Here is a 16,474-nt window from a genome sequence, read left to right on the forward strand (position 1 = left end):
TCAAAAGAGTCTTAATTTTAGCCCGAATTTTTTATAAGAGTTATAATTATTCAGAAGTCATGATTCTTCTGAACCTTTTTTCGCAGATTATGTGGTTATAGTTCCAGGATTCAGTCTGGGCGATTTTTCTATCGCCCAGCTGCGGGTATTTTACAAGGTTTTGGCTTGCCATATAGTTATACTAAGCAGAAGTTCAGTAAAGAAAAAAATGTTATTGCTCAGTTTTAAGATAAGTTTTAAGAAAAACAGCCTTTAGTTAAATTATCTTTGAAAAACCTATCAAGTCAATGAATTAGGATTTAAATTTTATAATGAAAACGTATGATTAATAAGGAAAGACTTACTAAGAAATTCATCAGCTATGTGAAAATCGATACGCAAAGTGATCCTAAAAGCGAAACCACTCCCAGTACAGAAAAACAATGGAACCTCGCTAATAAATTAGTAGATGAATTAAAAGAAATAGGCCTTCAGGACGTAGGTATTGATGAGAACGCGTATGTAATGGCTACGTTACCGGCCAATGTACCTCATGAAGTTCCCGTTATAGGCTTTGTTTCCCATTTTGACACCACTCCCGATTTTTCAGGTACCAATGTAAATCCGCAGATTATCGAGAATTATGATGGTAAGGATATCGTTCTAAATACTGAAAAAAACATCATCCTTTCTCCTGACTATTTTGAGGATCTCGAACAGTATAAAGGTCAAACCCTTATCACTACAGACGGAACCACTTTATTAGGAGCCGATGATAAAGCAGGGATCACAGAGATTATTACCGCAATGGAATATCTGGTAGATAATCCTGAAATCCCTCACGGAAAAATAAGAATCTGTTTTACCCCTGATGAAGAAATTGGTCGTGGTGCTCATAAATTCGATATAGAAAAATTTGGAGCTGAATGGGCTTATACTATGGATGGTAGCCAGATTGGAGAATTGGAATATGAGAACTTTAATGCGGCCGGCGCTGTAGTCAAAATTTTCGGGAAAAGCGTTCACCCTGGATATGCTAAAGATAAGATGATCAATAGCATGTATATAGCACAGGATTTTATTAACTCCCTGCCAAGAATGGAAACACCCGAACACACTGAAGGCCGGCAAGGATTCTTCCATTTAAGTAGTATTAAAGGAGATGTAGAAGAAACTGTTCTTGAATATATTATTAGAGATCACGATAAAACTCATTTTGAAGCAAGAAAGCAAATGATGCAGGACCTGGTGAGCGATATTTGTTCGCAGTATGACAGAGATTGTATAAGTATTGAAATAAAAGATCAATATGCCAATATGCGGGAAAAGGTAGAACCGGTATTGCATATCGTAGACCTGGCTGAAAAGGCTATGGAAGAAGTAAACGTAAAACCTATCATTAAACCTATTAGAGGTGGAACTGATGGTGCACAGCTGAGTTACATGGGACTTCCCTGCCCCAATATTTTTGCTGGAGGACATAATTTTCATGGAAAATATGAATATGTTCCTGTGGAGAGCATGCAAAAAGCAGCCGAAGTTATCGTTAAATTAGCAGAACTAACGGCAAAGAAATACGAATAAAAAACTTTAATCATGGCTGTAAAAAATGCGGAAGAATATATTTCATGTCATTCATATTGGGAGGAAGAACTAAGGCAGCTACATGAATTGATCTTAACCACAGATCTAAAATCTGAGATTAAATGGGGAGCCCCTGTTTATACCTTAGAAGGAAAAAATGTAGTTGGACTGGGAGCTTTTAAAAATCATTTTGGCATCTGGTTTTTTAATGGTGCACTTCTAAAAGAGAACACTTCTCTTTTAGTAAATGCCCAGGAAGGAAAAACAAAAGCCTTAAGACAGATTCGTTTTGAAAAAGGCGATCAGCTTAAAAATTCAAGTTTACTTCCGTATATAGAAGAAGCTATTCAAAATCAACGTGCCGGCCTGGAGATAAAACCAGTCACACAAAAGAAACTAATGGTACCTCCTGAACTTTCTACGGCTCTTAAGACAGATACAGAACTGTAAGAAAGTTTTAATGCCCTCACTCCCGGAAAACAGCGGGAATATGCCGATCATATTTCAGAAGCAAAAAGGGAAACCACTAAAATAAGTCGTTTGGAAAAAATCACACCCATGATTAAACAGGGAAAAGGCTTACATGATAAATACAAAAATTGTTAAATAAAAAAAGCAGCTATAAATAGCTGCTTTTTTTATCAATGTACTCTGTAATTACTTTTTCTCCTTTACAGGTTTTGCAGGCTCATTAAGTTTCTTACTCATTTCCATAGAAATGGAAGACCTGTCAAATGTTATTTTTCCTGCTCCGGTTTCAATTATCACCGAATTATTTTTTTCGCTAAAATCTATAATTTTACCATGCATTCCACTTTTGGTAATAACCCGATCTCCCTTTTTAAGCTCGGCAGCAAAATTTTTCTCTTGTTTAGCTTTCTTCATTTGCGGGCGTATCATAAAAAAATACACCACCACAAACATTAAAATAATTGGTGCAAACTGCGTTAATTGATCCATAAATGCTTTTAGCTAGCGTTTTCGTCAGCTTCTACAAAAGCTTTGATTTTAATTTGTTCTTTTCCTGTTTCTGTATTTGCAGATACAGTCACTGTTTTAGTAACCTGTCCGTTTCCAGACCCGTTAAACTTAACCAGCATCTCACCAGTCTCTCCAGGAGCAATGGTTTCATTTTTATGATATTCAGGAACTGTACATCCACAAGAACTTGAAGCATTTGTGATTACTAATGGAGCGTTTCCTGTATTTTCAAATTTAAATACGTGCTCAACATTTGTTCCTTTAGCAATATTACCAAAGTCAAATTCAGATTCATTAAATGTAATCTCTGGATATTGAGTTTCCTGAGCGTCACGTTCAGCAGAAGCTTCAACGTTTTCAGCTTTTACTTTGTCTGAGGCATTATCTTTACATCCGGTGAACAGCATCGCCCCTACTGCTGCAAACATCAAAATTGTCTTTTTCATGGTGAAGTTATTTTGTTAAATTTCTAATTGATAAAAATAATAAAAAATATATTACTACATAAGACCTCTTCCGGTTTTATTTAACTTGTCTTCTGTTTGGTATTCCTTGGACAACTTATCTAGAACCCCGTTTATAAAAATGCTACTTTTAGGAGTACTATATTCCTTAGCAATTTCAAGATATTCATTAATGGTTACCTTAACAGGAATACTAGTGAATTTCAAAAATTCACAAATAGCCATTTTAATTAAAACCATATCAACTTCAGCAATACGATCTTTATCCCAGTTTGGTGTCTTCCCTAGCATTTCTTCGGAAAGGTCTTCATCGTTGAGATAAGTTTTTCTGAAAAGTTTTATGGCAAATTCCTTATCCTCTTCATTCTTAAAAAGCTGCGTGATCTTCTTCTCCCTACCGGTAGATTCTTTCATTTTCTGAAGAAATTTTAGGATAGCGGTATTTACCAGGGGAAGGTCGTCCACCCATGTTAGCTTTTTATCTTCCAGGTAATCGTAAAGCTTATCATTAGGCGCAATAATCTCTTTAAAAATATGAACAATAAAGTCCTTATCTTCTTTAAAACTGCTTTCCCTGGTTTCTAAATACTCCTGGTACGTTAGGCTATTCCTAATTTCATTCCAAATAATAGCCACATATTCGTCATCCTGTTTCCAGTGATTGATCTTATGCTTCTCCAACGCATTCTGGATACTTTCGTTCTCATTGAGAATTTGAAAGACCTGATTATTTACAAATTTGCGATTAGGATCTTTCTCTTCGCTGGTCGCTAAATGCTTTTGTTGTGATTTTTCTAAATAGGTTTCTGCATGTTCTCTTATTTCAGTAATTAAACTGATTTGTAATAAGAAAAGGTCATACATCTCCTGCATACTTTTGAGCAGAAATTTTTCTTCAGTGGCAAGGTTATCATTCTGGCTTTGGTTAAAAGCGTATAGTGACTGCATTACTTTAACCCTGATATGTCTTCTTGTCAACATAATTGTAAAAGAACTTTTAGAAATTAGAAAGGGCGAAAGAATTTCTCTTTCGCCCTGCAAAAATATCAATTAATTAGAACTGACTAATTTTAATTTTGATTTTTTCTGTCCTCAATTCTTTGCTTGGCGATTTGCAAGGCAGCGAAGTGAGTTGTTATGTCATCTTTGGAAGCTTTTTCAAGAATTCTCAATGTAGTATTATAGATATTCTCCGTCTTACGCATGATCTCCTGCTTATCGTAATTCTCAAGTTCGGCATACACATTTATAATTCCACCGGCGTTGATTAGAAAATCGGGAGCATAAACAATCCCTTTTTTCTGAAGAATCTCTCCGTGAGAAACTTCATCTGCCAATTGATTGTTTGCGGCACCGGCAATAATATCAACTTTTAACCTCTGAATAGTTTCATCGTTGATCGTTGCCCCAAGTGCACATGGCGCATAAATATCCATATCTGCACCATAGATGTCTCTATCTGTAAAAATATGAGCACCATATTTTTTACTAACTTCTTCAAGGCGTTCTTCGTTGATGTCTGTGATAAAAACCTCAGCACCTTCCCCGGTAAGATATTCTACAAGCGTTTCGCCAACATGGCCAATTCCCTGAACCAATACTTTCTTACCTTCAAGATCATCAGATCCATACTTGAATTTAGCGGAAGCTTTTAGCCCCATAAATACTCCGTAAGCAGTAATTGGTGATGGGTTTCCTGCCCCACCTTTAGATTCTGAAATTCCCGTTACATAAGGAGTTACCTCACGAACGGTATCCATATCTGAAGTTTCCATTCCAACATCTTCTGCAGTGATATATTTTCCCCCTAAAGAATGTACAAATTCACCAAATCTCTTCATGAGAGCAGGCGTCTTATCTGTCTTGGCATCTCCAATGATCACTGCTTTCCCTCCTCCAAGATTCAATCCTGTGATTGCACTTTTAAAAGTCATTCCTCGGGATAAGCGCAAAACATCATTTACCGCCTCCCATTCACTGGTATAATTCCACATTCTGGTACCTCCTAAAGCAGGTCCTAAAACCGTGTTATGAATACCAATTATTGCCTTTAAACCTGTATCTTTGTCGTTGCAAAAAACGATTTGCTCGTGTTCATCAAACGACACCTGTCCGAATACCGGAGCAGACTTTTTTAGTTCATTTGCATTTAGAACGTCAACTTGCATAATTTGTTGATTTTTAAATTATTCAGATTTTGAATTTTATCAAAAAACTGCTGCAAAAATAATAATAATTTAAAAAGCAGTAATTTAAAACGTGTTAAATTACGAAATCCTCAATTAAAGTAAATTACCCTGAATGAAAAACCTTCAGCATCTAAATAAATATTTTTACAAATACAAATGGAAATTATTAATTGGTTTGGTAATTACCATTGCCGCCAGAATATTTGCCATTTATTATATTCCGCTTATTGGAAAAAGTACGGTGATCATTGAGAAGTATATCAGTGGTGAAGTGAGCGATATTGCTATGGTTAAAAGTGAGCTTGCCTATAATATTGCCCTAATTGTTGGGACTACTCTTATTGCGGCATTTCTTACTTTTTTAATGAGGCAGACATTTATCGTGGTTTCCCGCCATATGGAATATGATCTCAAAAATGAAGTTTTCGAACATTACCAGGATCTTTCTCTTAATTTCTATAAGAAAAATAGAACCGGAGACCTGATGAACAGGATTAGTGAAGATGTTTCTAAGGTAAGATTATATCTTGGCCCTGCGATTATGTACAGTGTTACCACTTTCACTTCAACTATCGTGGTACTTATCTTTATGATCCAGGCTGCTCCAGAACTCACTTTATATACGGTTATCCCATTGCCAATCCTGGCATTTTCCATTTACAAGTTGAGCGTTGCCATCCATAAGAGAAGTACGGTTGTTCAGCAATACCTATCAAAACTAAATACTTTTACACAGGAAAGTTTTAGTGGGATTGCGGTAATAAAATCTTACGGAATCGAACCACAAACCAACACTAATTTCACCGAACTTTCCAATGGAAGCCGGGATAAGAACATTGATCTGGTAAAAGTTCAGGCATTCTTTTTTCCTTTAATGATATTGTTGATAGGGATTAGTAACATTATTGTGATCTATATTGGTGGGAGACAGATTATCTCCGGCCAAATAGCCAATATTGATGTTTTGGTAGAGTTTATTCTTTATGTGAATATGCTCACATGGCCGGTAGCATCTATAGGATGGGTTACGTCACTCGTTCAACAGGCTGAAGCTTCCCAGGAGCGTATTAATGAATTCTTAAGCGAAAAACCAGAGATTACCAATCCTAAAACAGAACCTGATACTATTCATGGAGATATCGCATTTAAAGAGGTAACCTTTACTTATGATGATACCAATATTACTGCTTTAAAAAATGTTTCCTTTAACGTCAAGAAAGGAGAAACCCTGGCCATTATTGGTAAAACAGGATCTGGAAAATCTACTATTCTGGAGCTTATTGGGAGGTTATATGATATAGATCAGGGTGAGATTGTTATAGACGATCGCAATATTGAAAGTCTTAATCTGGAGAGCCTGCGCGAAAGTATAGGATATGTTCCGCAGGATGCATTCTTATTTAGCGATAGTATTCGAAATAATATTAAATTCGGAAAAACAGAAGCTACCGAAGAAGAGATTATCACCGCAGCTAAGAATGCTTCCGTACACAAAAATATTACAGGCTTTAGTAAAGGTTATGATACCGTGTTAGGTGAAAGAGGAATTACACTTTCTGGCGGACAAAAGCAAAGGATTTCTATTGCCAGAGCGATTATCCATGAGCCGGAGATTCTTCTTTTTGACGACTGCCTTTCTGCGGTAGACACCGAAACAGAAGAAGAGATTTTAAATAACCTATTCCATATTTCTAAAGATAAAACCACCATTATTGTAAGTCACCGTATATCGTCAGCAAAAAATGCCGATAAGATCATTATTTTGGAAGACGGACAAATAGTTCAGGAAGGTACCCACCAAATGCTAATGAATACTGAGGGATACTATAAAGAACTCTATGCAAAACAGCTAAATGAAAAAGAAATGTGAAAATATTTTGCGAGATGTTAAAAATTTTTAGATTTTTGAACTCGACAATAATAAATTTATTAAAGAATCTATTTTATGAGCGACAAGGGAATGATGGAGAAAGAAGAGATATTCTCTAAAGTTTTAAGAGCGGGAAGAAGAACTTATTTTTTTGATGTAAGATCCACCCGTGCTGATGATTATTATCTTACGATCACAGAAAGTAAGAAGTTCACTAACGACGATGGTTCTTTCTACTACAAAAAACACAAGATCTACCTTTACAAAGAAGATTTTGATGGCTTTAGAGAGATCCTTGAAGAAATGACGAACTATATCATCAACGAAAAAGGTGAAGAAGTAATTAGCGAACGTCACCAGAAAGATTTCAAAAAAGAATTTGATGATGACGAAAACACTAAAGATAAAGCTGTTTCCACTTCACCAAATGCAGAGAAATTTACAGATGTAAGTTTCGACGATATATAACAAAATTACTTTTAGATAATTTAAACCGTCCCATTTCAGGACGGTTTTTTTTATATTAGATTTTTCAAAATCACGACCATGCGAATTTCTACGACTATCATTTTTCTATTTTCATTTTTATTTATTCAGGCTCAGGACCAGGAAATCACTTTAGATTATTATTTACCTGCAGATATTTCATACAATTCTGAAATTCCAACTCCGCAGGAAGTTATAGGCTTTATTCCCGGAGAATGGCATGTAAGCCACGATCGGCTTTTAATGTATATAAATAAGCTGGCTGAAGTTTCACCCAGAATTCAAATTGAAAATCGAGGATTTACTTACGAGGGAAGGCAATTGGCGTTGCTGGTGATTTCTTCGGAAGAAAATTTAGAGAATATTGAAAATATTAGAAAGGAACATGTTTCCCTGGTAGAAAACGATTCAGAATCTTTGAATACTGAAGCAATGCCGATCGTCATCAATCAGGGTTTTTCCATTCATGGAAATGAAGCCAGCGGATCAAATTCAGCATTATTATATGCGTATTATTTAGCCGCAGCAGAAGGAGATGAAATTGAAAAAGTATTGGATAACACGGTTATTTTGCTTGATCCGGCATTTAATCCAGATGGTTTACAAAGATTCGCCTATTGGGCAAATACCAATAAGAGTGAAAATATAAATCCAGATCCTCAGGATCGTGAATACAGCGAAGTATGGCCGGGAGGAAGAACCAATCACTACTGGTTTGATATGAACCGTGACTGGTTGCCGGTACAATTACCGGAATCTCAGGCAAGAATTGCCACATTTCATAAATGGTATCCTAATATCCTAACAGATCATCATGAAATGGGTTCTAATTCCACGTTTTTCTTTCAACCGGGAATTCCATCAAGAACACATCCGTTAACGCCAAAAATGAACCAGGACTTAACCAGGGAAATTGGAACTTACCATGCCGAAGCACTGGACGAAATTGGTTCTTTATATTACACCGAAGAAAATTATGACGATTTCTATTACGGAAAAGGCTCCACATTTCCCGATATTAACGGAAGTGTAGGAATCTTATTTGAACAGGGAAGTTCCAGAGGACATGCTCAGGAAACCGAGAATGGTATTCTTACTTTTCCGTTCACCATCAGAAATCAGTTTACTGCGGCGCTTTCAACATTAGAGGCTTCTCAACATATGAGAGAAGATCTTCTGAATTATCAACGAAACTTTTTTAAGGAGTCTCGCGATTCTGCCGAATCCGGAGCCTATGCTTTTGGAAATTCACACGATCCTTTTAGTGCCTATAAACTTGCTGAAATATTAAAAAGACATAAAATTGAAGTTTATGAACTTAAAGACAACTTCAGCCAGCAAGATGAAAATTTTGAAAAAGGTTCAGCCTATATCGTCCCGAAAAACCAGCGCCAGCACAGATTATTAAAAGCGATGTTCGAAAAAAGAACTGAGTTTAGGGACAGTCTCTTTTATGATATTTCTGCCTGGACTTTTCCGCTGGCATTTAACCTGGATTTCACAGAAGAAGCCGCTATGAAAAATGCCGGAAGTAAAGTTGAGGAGCTTTCTCCTATATCTCCGGAATTACCAGAAGAAAGTGATTATGCATACCTGCTAAACTGGAAAGATTACATGGCTCCAAAGGCCTTGAATAAAATTTTAGAGAAAGATCTGCGGGCCAAAGTTGCCATGGAAGATTTTTGGCTGGAAGGAAAAAATTATGGTTATGGAACCATTATGATCCCTGTTCAGAATCAAAAACTTGGTAATGCAGATCTATATGAATTTCTAAAAAAAGTGTCTAAAGAAAGTAGCGTAAAGATTTCAGCTATTCAAACAGGGATGACTAAAGGAATTAATCTGGGAAGCAATCAGTTTAGAGCTATAAAGCCGCAAAAAGTAGCCCTTATTGTTGGCGGATCTGTTACATCATATGACGCTGGGGAAATCTGGCATTTATTTGATCAACGCTATGATATGAAAATTACAAAACTGGACGTTAGCGATCTTTCCAGAACCGACCTGAGCAGATACACAGATATTATACTTCCCAGTTCATGGGGCAGCGGGATAGATAAGGAATTTGCACCTAAACTAAAAGAATGGACAAAAAGTGGTGGAACCATTATCGCTTATCGCAGTGCGGTTAACTGGATGAAAGAACATAAATTCATCGATTTCAAAACAAAAGAAAATAAAATGACCGCACAGGATATAAGTTTTGGAGAGCGCGGAGATTTTCGAGGAGCCCAGGTAATTGGAGGTGCTATTTTTGAAGTTAAGCTGGACAGGAGTCACCCCATAGCCTTTGGGTATAAAGACGATAAAATAGCCATGTTTAGAAACACTACTATTTTTATGGAAGCAGATGAACAAAGCTACAAGAACCCTATTCAATATACTCAGAAACCTTTATTAAGCGGGTATATTAGTAAACCGAACCTGGATTCTATTGCGAGTACTGTACCCTTTAAACATGAAAATATGGGGCGCGGGGAAGTAATGCTATTTACAGATAATACCAATTTCCGGGCTTTCTGGTACGGAACCAACAAATTACTTATGAATGCTATTTTCTTTGGGGAAGAGATGTAACAATACCCTTATAGTTTAGGGAAACTTTAATAGTCTTACTTTAAAATTAAATAACTTTGTAAAGAATAAGATCAACAAAGTCCGGAAGCCTTCATTTTCGGACTTTTTAGGTTCAGAAAAACATTGCTCCAAATGCTAAAAACTACCGGTAAGTGAAATTTTCAGGATTTAGAAGCTGGCTTCAAAATGAAAGATTTCTCAGGTATTTAAACCGACTTTCCTTTTTATTAAGCCTTATAACGGTATTAATTGCCATCTACGATCTTGGTTACCGGCATGCTGAATATGAAGAAGAACAGCTAAGTCATTTCTATTTTGGTGCGCTTATTATTGGTGTCCTGGCGATCCTGCTTCGCTACTTTCTCTTCAAAGTACATTTTCGGCTGAAAGTTAGAATTTTTGACAGTGTGCTTGGCACCCTTTTCGCTTTATTGATATTCATAAAAATTGATGGAGTCCTTGAAAATCTACCTTTCATGGAGTTTATGAATCAAATGGTATATGTCTATATCGCTGCATTAATTTATTTCGTTCGGGAATTTTCTACTGTAGAATTCAGTTTGAATAGTCAGTATCTCAATCCCGCCCAATTATTTATTTCCAGTTTTTTACTTATCATTTTAGCAGGAACCGCATTACTCATGCTTCCAAAAGCTACTTATGAAGGAATTAGTCTTCTGGATGCGCTTTTCACCTCCACCAGCGCCGTATGCGTAACAGGTCTAATCGTAGTAGATACCGGATCTTATTTTACACTTTTTGGCCAGACCATTATTTTAATGTTAATGCAGATTGGCGGACTGGGAATCATGACTTTCGCCAGTTATTTCAGCTATTTTTTCAGAGGTCAAACCTCTTACCAGAGTCAGTTAATGTTGAAAGATGCTACAAATTCAGATAAGATAGGAGAAGTTTTTAGCGTGCTGAAAAAGATCCTTTTTATCACTTTTATCGTAGAATTGCTCGGTACAATTTTCATCTATTTCAGTCTTAATAATTCTGAAATCACCCATATAGGTCACCGCTTATTCTTTTCGATCTTTCATGCGGTAAGCGGCTTTTGTAATGCAGGATTTTCAACTCTGGAAAACAGTCTCTATGAACCCGATTTTAGATTTAATTACCCACTCCATCTAATTATAGCATCCCTTTTTATCCTTGGCGGAATTGGCTTTCCAATTGTACTCAATATTTATAAGTACACTAAATACACTATGAAAAATCTGTATTCAAAAATTAGAAATAAGGAAAAACTACCTTATTCCCCCTGGGTGATCAACCTCAACACCAGAATTGTAATTGTAACCACATTTATTTTGCTTAGCCTTGGAACCATTGGCTTTTATGTTTCTGAATACAACAATACTTTAGCCGAACATAACTGGTTTGGTAAAATAGTGACAGCCTTCTTCGGAGCCGCCACCCCAAGAACAGCCGGCTTTAATAGTGTAGATACCAGTGCCCTGAATTTCAGCACTATCATGCTGATGTTTATTTTAATGTGGATTGGGGCATCTCCGGCGTCTACAGGAGGCGGAATTAAAACAAGTACCATCGCTGTAGCTACCCTCAATTTTTTCAGCCTTGCCAAGGGAAAAGATAGAATAGAGGTTTATAGGAGAGAAATTTCTCAGGCTTCCATACGAAGGGCCTTCGCTATTATTTCATTATCCTTAATGATTATAGGAATTTCTATATTCTTGATAGCAAGCTTTGATCAGGATAAAACACTTTTAAGTATTGTTTTTGAGTCATTCTCCGCCTATAGTACGGTAGGACTTTCAACCGGGATCACTTCAGATCTTTCCGCAAACTCCAAAGTCGTGATTATCTTTACCATGTTTATAGGCCGTGTAAGTATGCTTACACTTTTAATCGCTATACTAAGGCGTGTGAAGCATTTAAATTATCGCTATCCAAGCGATGAAATTTTAATCAACTAAAGAAAATAGTATGAAGTATATAGTAGTTGGACTGGGCGTTTTTGGATCATCTATAGCAGAAAAGCTGGCCGAAATGGGAAATGAAGTGATTGGTGTTGATATTAGCATGAGCAAAGTGGAAGGAATTAAAGAAAAGATTACCCACGCCATAAGCCTGGACGCAACCGATATGGAAGCTATTAAAAATCTACCACTGAACGATACCGATATTGTAATTATTGGAATTGGAGAAGATAAAGGAGCAAATATCATGGCCGCCGCGCTTATGAAACAAATGAAAGTAAAAAGGCTTATAAGCCGGGCTGTGGATCCACTTCAGCGCATGGTCCTGGAAACTATGGGAGTTGATGAAATAATTCATCCCGAAAAGGAAACTGCAGACAGATGGGCGCAAAAACTTAATCTTGAAGGTGTGGTAGACAGCTTTGAACTAGACAGTGATTATAGTATTGTTGAAACAAGAATTCCGAAAGAGTATCACGAAAAGACCATTAAAGAGCTAAATATCAAAGAAGAATTTGATATTATAGTGCTTACTACCATGAATGTTTCCAATTCAAAAAATGAACTTGGCGCAGATACTGAAAAAAAATCGGTTCAGGGAATTGCCAGAGCCAATACCGTGCTCTATAAAGATGAAATTATGGTTCTATATGGTCACAATAAGGATATAAAAAATCTTTTAGAGGAACATAAAAAGTTTAAAGAAGGGATATAATCTAGTGTTCAGTTAATTGAAAACCTACATTAGGTCCGAAGCACTTTTTAACCATGCCTCCGTTCAATAATAATCCAATGGCTGCGGCCATACAATAATTTTTTGCCTCAACCTGTTACAAAACCGGAGATTGCATTATATGTTATTTCAACTTTAATTTAACACTAGGCTATTTTTGATCCGTTAGGCATTTTTTGATCTGGAGATAGTAAAACAACATCTTTATTATCCCCCAAGACCCCAAGAACAAGACATTCACTTTTAAAACCAGCAATCCTCTTTACGGGAAAATTAACCACGGCAATAACCTGCCTTCCGGGAAGTTCTTCTTTCGTATAACGCCGGGTAATTTGAGCTGAAGATCTTTTTTCGCCAATTTCCTCCCCAAAATCTATAGTCAGTTTATACGCCGGATCCCTGGCTTCTGGAAAATCTTCTACTGAAGTAATCGAACCTACCCGCATTTCTACCTTTTCAAAATCATTCCAATTAATTTCTTCCATCTTTAAATTTTAAGATCGTCAAATTAGAGAATATTCGGCATTAATAATTAATTTTAAGAAAAAAGATGTCACGTACTGCTTCAAATATGCTTAAACTCGGGACAAAAGCTCCCAATTTCAAATTGATGGATACCATCACAGATCATCTTATTACTTTAGATGAAGTAAAAGGTGAGCGTGGAACTTTGATCATGTTTATTTGTAATCATTGCCCCTTTGTAAAACATGTGAACGAAGAAATTGTTCGTATTGCCAATGAATACCGGCAGTTGGGCTTTGGATTTGCCGGAATAATGAGTAACGATGTTAAAAATTATCCAGAGGACAATCCTGAAAAAATGAAAGAGCATGCAGCAAAACATCAATATTCCTTTCCTTACCTTTTTGACGGAACCCAGGAAATTGCAAAAGCATACGACGCTGCCTGCACTCCCGATTTCTTCCTTTTTGATGATCAACTACAACTAATCTATCGAGGACAATTGGATGATAGTAGACCTGGAAATGGAATTCATCCAAATGGCCGGGATCTTAGAGAAGCCATGGATGCTATTTTAAACAATAGAAAAGTTACTGAAGAACAAAAACCCAGTATAGGCTGCAACATAAAATGGAAAGATTAATTTAACTTCATCTTTAAATTTTCGGATATTATTTTCTCTACTTTTATATTCCTATAGAGTTAATAGGTTATTTATTATTAATTAAAAAGTATTGATTATGAGCGAGTTAAAATTAGGAGATAAAGCCCCAAACTTTGACGCTGAAACTTCAGACGGAAAAATCAATTTTCACGACTACCTGGGAGATAGCTGGGGAATTTTATTTTCACACCCGGCAGATTACACCCCGGTTTGTACAACCGAATTAGGCACAGTGGCGAATTATAAAGCCAAGTTTAAAGAACGTGATGTTAAAGTGATAGCGCTTAGTGTTGATGGTTTAAAATCCCATGAAGGCTGGATAAAGGACATCAATGAAACTCAAAACACCACGGTAAATTTTCCAATTATCGCAGATGAGGATAGAAAAGTTTCAGATTTATATGGAATGATCCATCCTAAGGCAGACGATACGCTTACGGTGAGATCTGTATTTGTGATCGCCCCAGACAAAAGCATTAAAATGACACTTACCTATCCTGCAAGTACAGGAAGGAATTTTGACGAATTGTTACGTGTAATAGACTCCCTGCAATTAACGGCTTACAATAAAGTAGCCACTCCGGCAAACTGGAAACAGGGAGAAGATGTGGTAATAAGCCCATCGGTTAGTAATGAAGAAGCAGACAAAATGTTCCCAAAGGGTTATAAAGTTGTAAAACCATATTTGAGAACCACTTCACAACCCGAATTAAAAAAATAAAAGAGGCTGGTGAACAGTGACTCTTAAATTTAGGTCACATTGAGCGCAGTCGTAAAGTCTTTGTTTATCTTTCGGCTGCGCTCAAGATGACAAAACCTAGTAAATAACAGGGCTGACTATTATTGCCAGCCTTTATTTTTTAAAAGATTATTTAAATGAGCAAAATGGTGTCGCGTATGCCATGAATAATGCCCTAGAATTTCCTTAAGTTTAAATCTGGATCCCGATTGCGGATGAACAAAGGTCTTTTCAAAATCTGAAGCTCCCATATTTTCCAGTAATATCACCCATTTAGCATGTAAGGCACTTATAAAATCCAGAGAAATCTCTACCGGTGCAAATTTAGAATCATACAAGTCTGCAAAAGCTTTTTCATCATATGCCTTAATGGTGGGCTCATCTTCTGTCAAAGCCCACTTAAATCGAAGTAAAGCACTCATATGACTATCTGCAATATGATGTACTAATTGTTTTAGGGTCCAGCCTTCTGGCCGGTATGGGGTATCTAATTGTTCTTTTGAAAGTGGCCTTACCGCTTTATTCAGTTTTTCGGGTAACTCACTAATATCGGTGATCCATTTCTTAATATCTTCCGAAGAAATTTCTTGAGGAATTTCAAATTTCCCAATAGGATATCTTAGTGTTTCTAGTTCTTCTGTAGTCATTCTTAAAAATAAAAAAACGCGCTGAACATGCAGCGCATTTTGTATATAATTTAAGGGAAGACTATTATTCTATTTCTCTGTTCTTAAAATGTCAAACTGAGCCTGTCGAAGTTTCACTCCATTGATTCTTCAAGCAGATTTCGACAAGCTCAATCTGACAATTCTTTCCATTTAAGAAAAGTTACTTTACCTCCATTAATTCCACATCAAAAATAAGTACCGCATTTGGAGGTATCACTCCACCTGCGCCTCTTTCTCCATAAGCAATATGAGAAGGAATTACCATCCTTGCCTTATCTCCAACCTGAAGAAGTTGAATACCTTCATCCCATCCCGGAATAACATGCCCTACTCCTATTGGAAATTCGAGAGGTTTGTTTCTCTTATAAGAAGAGTCAAAAACAGTCCCATCAGCCAACTGCCCTTTATAATGCACAGAAACGGTCTTTCCTTTCTCTGCTTTCGCACCATCCCCTTTTTGAATGATCTGGTAACGAAGTCCGCTATCTGTTTTTTGAAAACCAGTTGCTAATTTGTCTACTTCAGCCTCTGCATTCTTTTTTTCCTCTTCTTCTCTTCCTGCTTTTTCAGCAGTAAAATTCTGAAAAGCTTCCGTAGCTTTAAAGTTTTCAGCAGCACTTCCTTCACGGATGATCTCTACTTTTTCAAGTTTATCCCCCTGCTGAATTTTATCAACTATGTCCTGACCTTCTACAACATTCCCAAAAACAGTATGTTTTCCATCTAACCATGGAGTTTCCACATGAGTAATAAAAAACTGGCTCCCGTTAGTTCCGGGACCTGCATTGGCCATAGAAAGTTTTCCTGGTGCATCATGCTTAAGTTCCGGATGAATCTCATCATCAAACTGATATCCTGGTCCACCGGCACCGGTTCCCTGAGGATCGCCTCCCTGTACCATAAAATCTGGAATTACACGGTGAAATTTCAATCCGTCATAATAAGCCTCTCCTTTAGCTTTTGGCTCATTTTCTATATTCCCTTCAGCAAGGCCTACAAAGTTTCCTACAGTTCCGGGTGTTTTTTCGTATTCCAGTTCTACCAGGATCTCTCCTTTAGAAGTATGGAATTTAGCATATAATCCTTCGTTCATTTTTTTGATTTTTTGATTGTCCGTAATATATCATAA

16 protein-coding genes and 1 pseudogene are annotated in these 16,474 nt (G+C 36.7%); 10 read left to right on the plus strand and 7 right to left on the minus strand.

Going from position 1 to position 16,474, the window contains the following annotated elements; translation table 11 throughout:
• Positions 1 to 321: 321 nt before the first annotated feature.
• From pepT to GFO_RS18065, 3 genes and pseudogenes are all read left to right on the plus strand, one after another.
• A complete protein-coding gene (gene pepT, locus GFO_RS11885; protein WP_011710382.1) occupies positions 322 to 1,563 on the plus strand; it encodes a peptidase T in 1,242 nt (413 codons plus the stop codon).
• Between the two features lie 12 nt (positions 1,564 to 1,575).
• Complete coding sequence (locus GFO_RS11890; RefSeq protein ID WP_011710383.1) at positions 1,576 to 2,013, plus strand: DUF1801 domain-containing protein; 438 nt, start codon at positions 1,576 to 1,578, stop codon at positions 2,011 to 2,013.
• 15 nt (positions 2,014 to 2,028) lie between these two features.
• A pseudogene (locus GFO_RS18065) lies at positions 2,029 to 2,169 on the plus strand (YdeI/OmpD-associated family protein); the annotation flags it as partial.
• 51 nt (positions 2,170 to 2,220) lie between these two features.
• Here GFO_RS18065 and yajC read toward each other — a convergent pair.
• The 4 genes from yajC to GFO_RS11910 all read right to left on the minus strand — a co-directional run bounded on the left by yajC (position 2,221) and on the right by GFO_RS11910 (position 5,176).
• On the minus strand, positions 2,221 to 2,523 hold the full coding sequence (gene yajC / locus GFO_RS11895; protein WP_011710384.1) for a preprotein translocase subunit YajC: 303 nt from the start codon (positions 2,521 to 2,523) through the stop codon (positions 2,221 to 2,223).
• An 8-nt stretch (positions 2,524 to 2,531) separates the two neighbouring features.
• Complete coding sequence (locus GFO_RS11900) at positions 2,532 to 2,990, minus strand: DUF1573 domain-containing protein (RefSeq protein WP_011710385.1); 459 nt, start codon at positions 2,988 to 2,990, stop codon at positions 2,532 to 2,534.
• A 54-nt stretch (positions 2,991 to 3,044) separates the two neighbouring features.
• Entirely contained in the window at positions 3,045 to 3,989 is a 945-nt protein-coding gene (gene nusB, locus GFO_RS11905) for a transcription antitermination factor NusB (protein WP_041250370.1), read from the minus strand.
• Between the two features lie 89 nt (positions 3,990 to 4,078).
• On the minus strand, positions 4,079 to 5,176 hold the full coding sequence (locus GFO_RS11910; protein ID WP_011710387.1) for a Glu/Leu/Phe/Val family dehydrogenase: 1,098 nt from the start codon (positions 5,174 to 5,176) through the stop codon (positions 4,079 to 4,081).
• A gap of 133 nt (positions 5,177 to 5,309) precedes the next feature.
• Here GFO_RS11910 and GFO_RS11915 point away from each other — a divergent pair, with 133 nt between their 5' ends.
• From GFO_RS11915 to GFO_RS11935, 5 genes are all read left to right on the plus strand, one after another.
• Complete coding sequence (locus tag GFO_RS11915; protein WP_011710388.1) at positions 5,310 to 7,067, plus strand: ABC transporter ATP-binding protein; 1,758 nt, start codon at positions 5,310 to 5,312, stop codon at positions 7,065 to 7,067.
• A 75-nt stretch (positions 7,068 to 7,142) separates the two neighbouring features.
• Complete coding sequence (locus GFO_RS11920) at positions 7,143 to 7,535, plus strand: PUR family DNA/RNA-binding protein (RefSeq protein ID WP_011710389.1); 393 nt, start codon at positions 7,143 to 7,145, stop codon at positions 7,533 to 7,535.
• 78 nt (positions 7,536 to 7,613) lie between these two features.
• Positions 7,614 to 10,130 (plus strand): M14 family metallopeptidase, encoded by a 2,517-nt coding sequence (locus GFO_RS11925; RefSeq protein WP_011710390.1) that lies wholly within the window; start codon positions 7,614 to 7,616, stop codon positions 10,128 to 10,130.
• Positions 10,131 to 10,282: 152 nt separating this feature from the next.
• A complete protein-coding gene (locus tag GFO_RS11930; RefSeq protein WP_011710391.1) occupies positions 10,283 to 12,073 on the plus strand; it encodes a TrkH family potassium uptake protein in 1,791 nt (596 codons plus the stop codon).
• Between the two features lie 10 nt (positions 12,074 to 12,083).
• Complete coding sequence (locus tag GFO_RS11935) at positions 12,084 to 12,791, plus strand: potassium channel family protein (protein ID WP_011710392.1); 708 nt, start codon at positions 12,084 to 12,086, stop codon at positions 12,789 to 12,791.
• 164 nt (positions 12,792 to 12,955) lie between these two features.
• On the opposite strand, the gene GFO_RS11940 is transcribed toward GFO_RS11935, so the two are convergent.
• Complete coding sequence (locus GFO_RS11940) at positions 12,956 to 13,294, minus strand: tRNA-binding protein (RefSeq protein WP_011710393.1); 339 nt, start codon at positions 13,292 to 13,294, stop codon at positions 12,956 to 12,958.
• 65 nt (positions 13,295 to 13,359) lie between these two features.
• Here GFO_RS11940 and GFO_RS11945 point away from each other — a divergent pair, with 65 nt between their 5' ends.
• A complete protein-coding gene (locus GFO_RS11945) occupies positions 13,360 to 13,917 on the plus strand; it encodes a thioredoxin family protein (RefSeq protein ID WP_011710394.1) in 558 nt (185 codons plus the stop codon).
• A gap of 97 nt (positions 13,918 to 14,014) precedes the next feature.
• Positions 14,015 to 14,659: a peroxiredoxin gene (locus GFO_RS11950; RefSeq protein WP_011710395.1), complete on the plus strand. Its 645-nt coding sequence runs from the start codon at positions 14,015 to 14,017 to the stop codon at positions 14,657 to 14,659.
• Positions 14,660 to 14,778: 119 nt separating this feature from the next.
• Here the strand turns inward: GFO_RS11950 and GFO_RS11955 are convergent, their stop codons facing one another.
• Both GFO_RS11955 and GFO_RS11960 read right to left on the minus strand, forming a co-directional pair.
• Positions 14,779 to 15,324: a YfiT family bacillithiol transferase gene (locus GFO_RS11955; RefSeq protein ID WP_011710396.1), complete on the minus strand. Its 546-nt coding sequence runs from the start codon at positions 15,322 to 15,324 to the stop codon at positions 14,779 to 14,781.
• Positions 15,325 to 15,505: 181 nt separating this feature from the next.
• A complete protein-coding gene (locus GFO_RS11960) occupies positions 15,506 to 16,438 on the minus strand; it encodes a peptidylprolyl isomerase (protein WP_011710397.1) in 933 nt (310 codons plus the stop codon).
• Positions 16,439 to 16,474 lie beyond the last annotated feature (36 nt).

Source organism: Christiangramia forsetii KT0803, from assembly GCF_000060345.1.
In the GTDB taxonomy this organism is placed as follows: Bacteria; Bacteroidota; Bacteroidia; order Flavobacteriales; family Flavobacteriaceae; genus Christiangramia; species Christiangramia forsetii.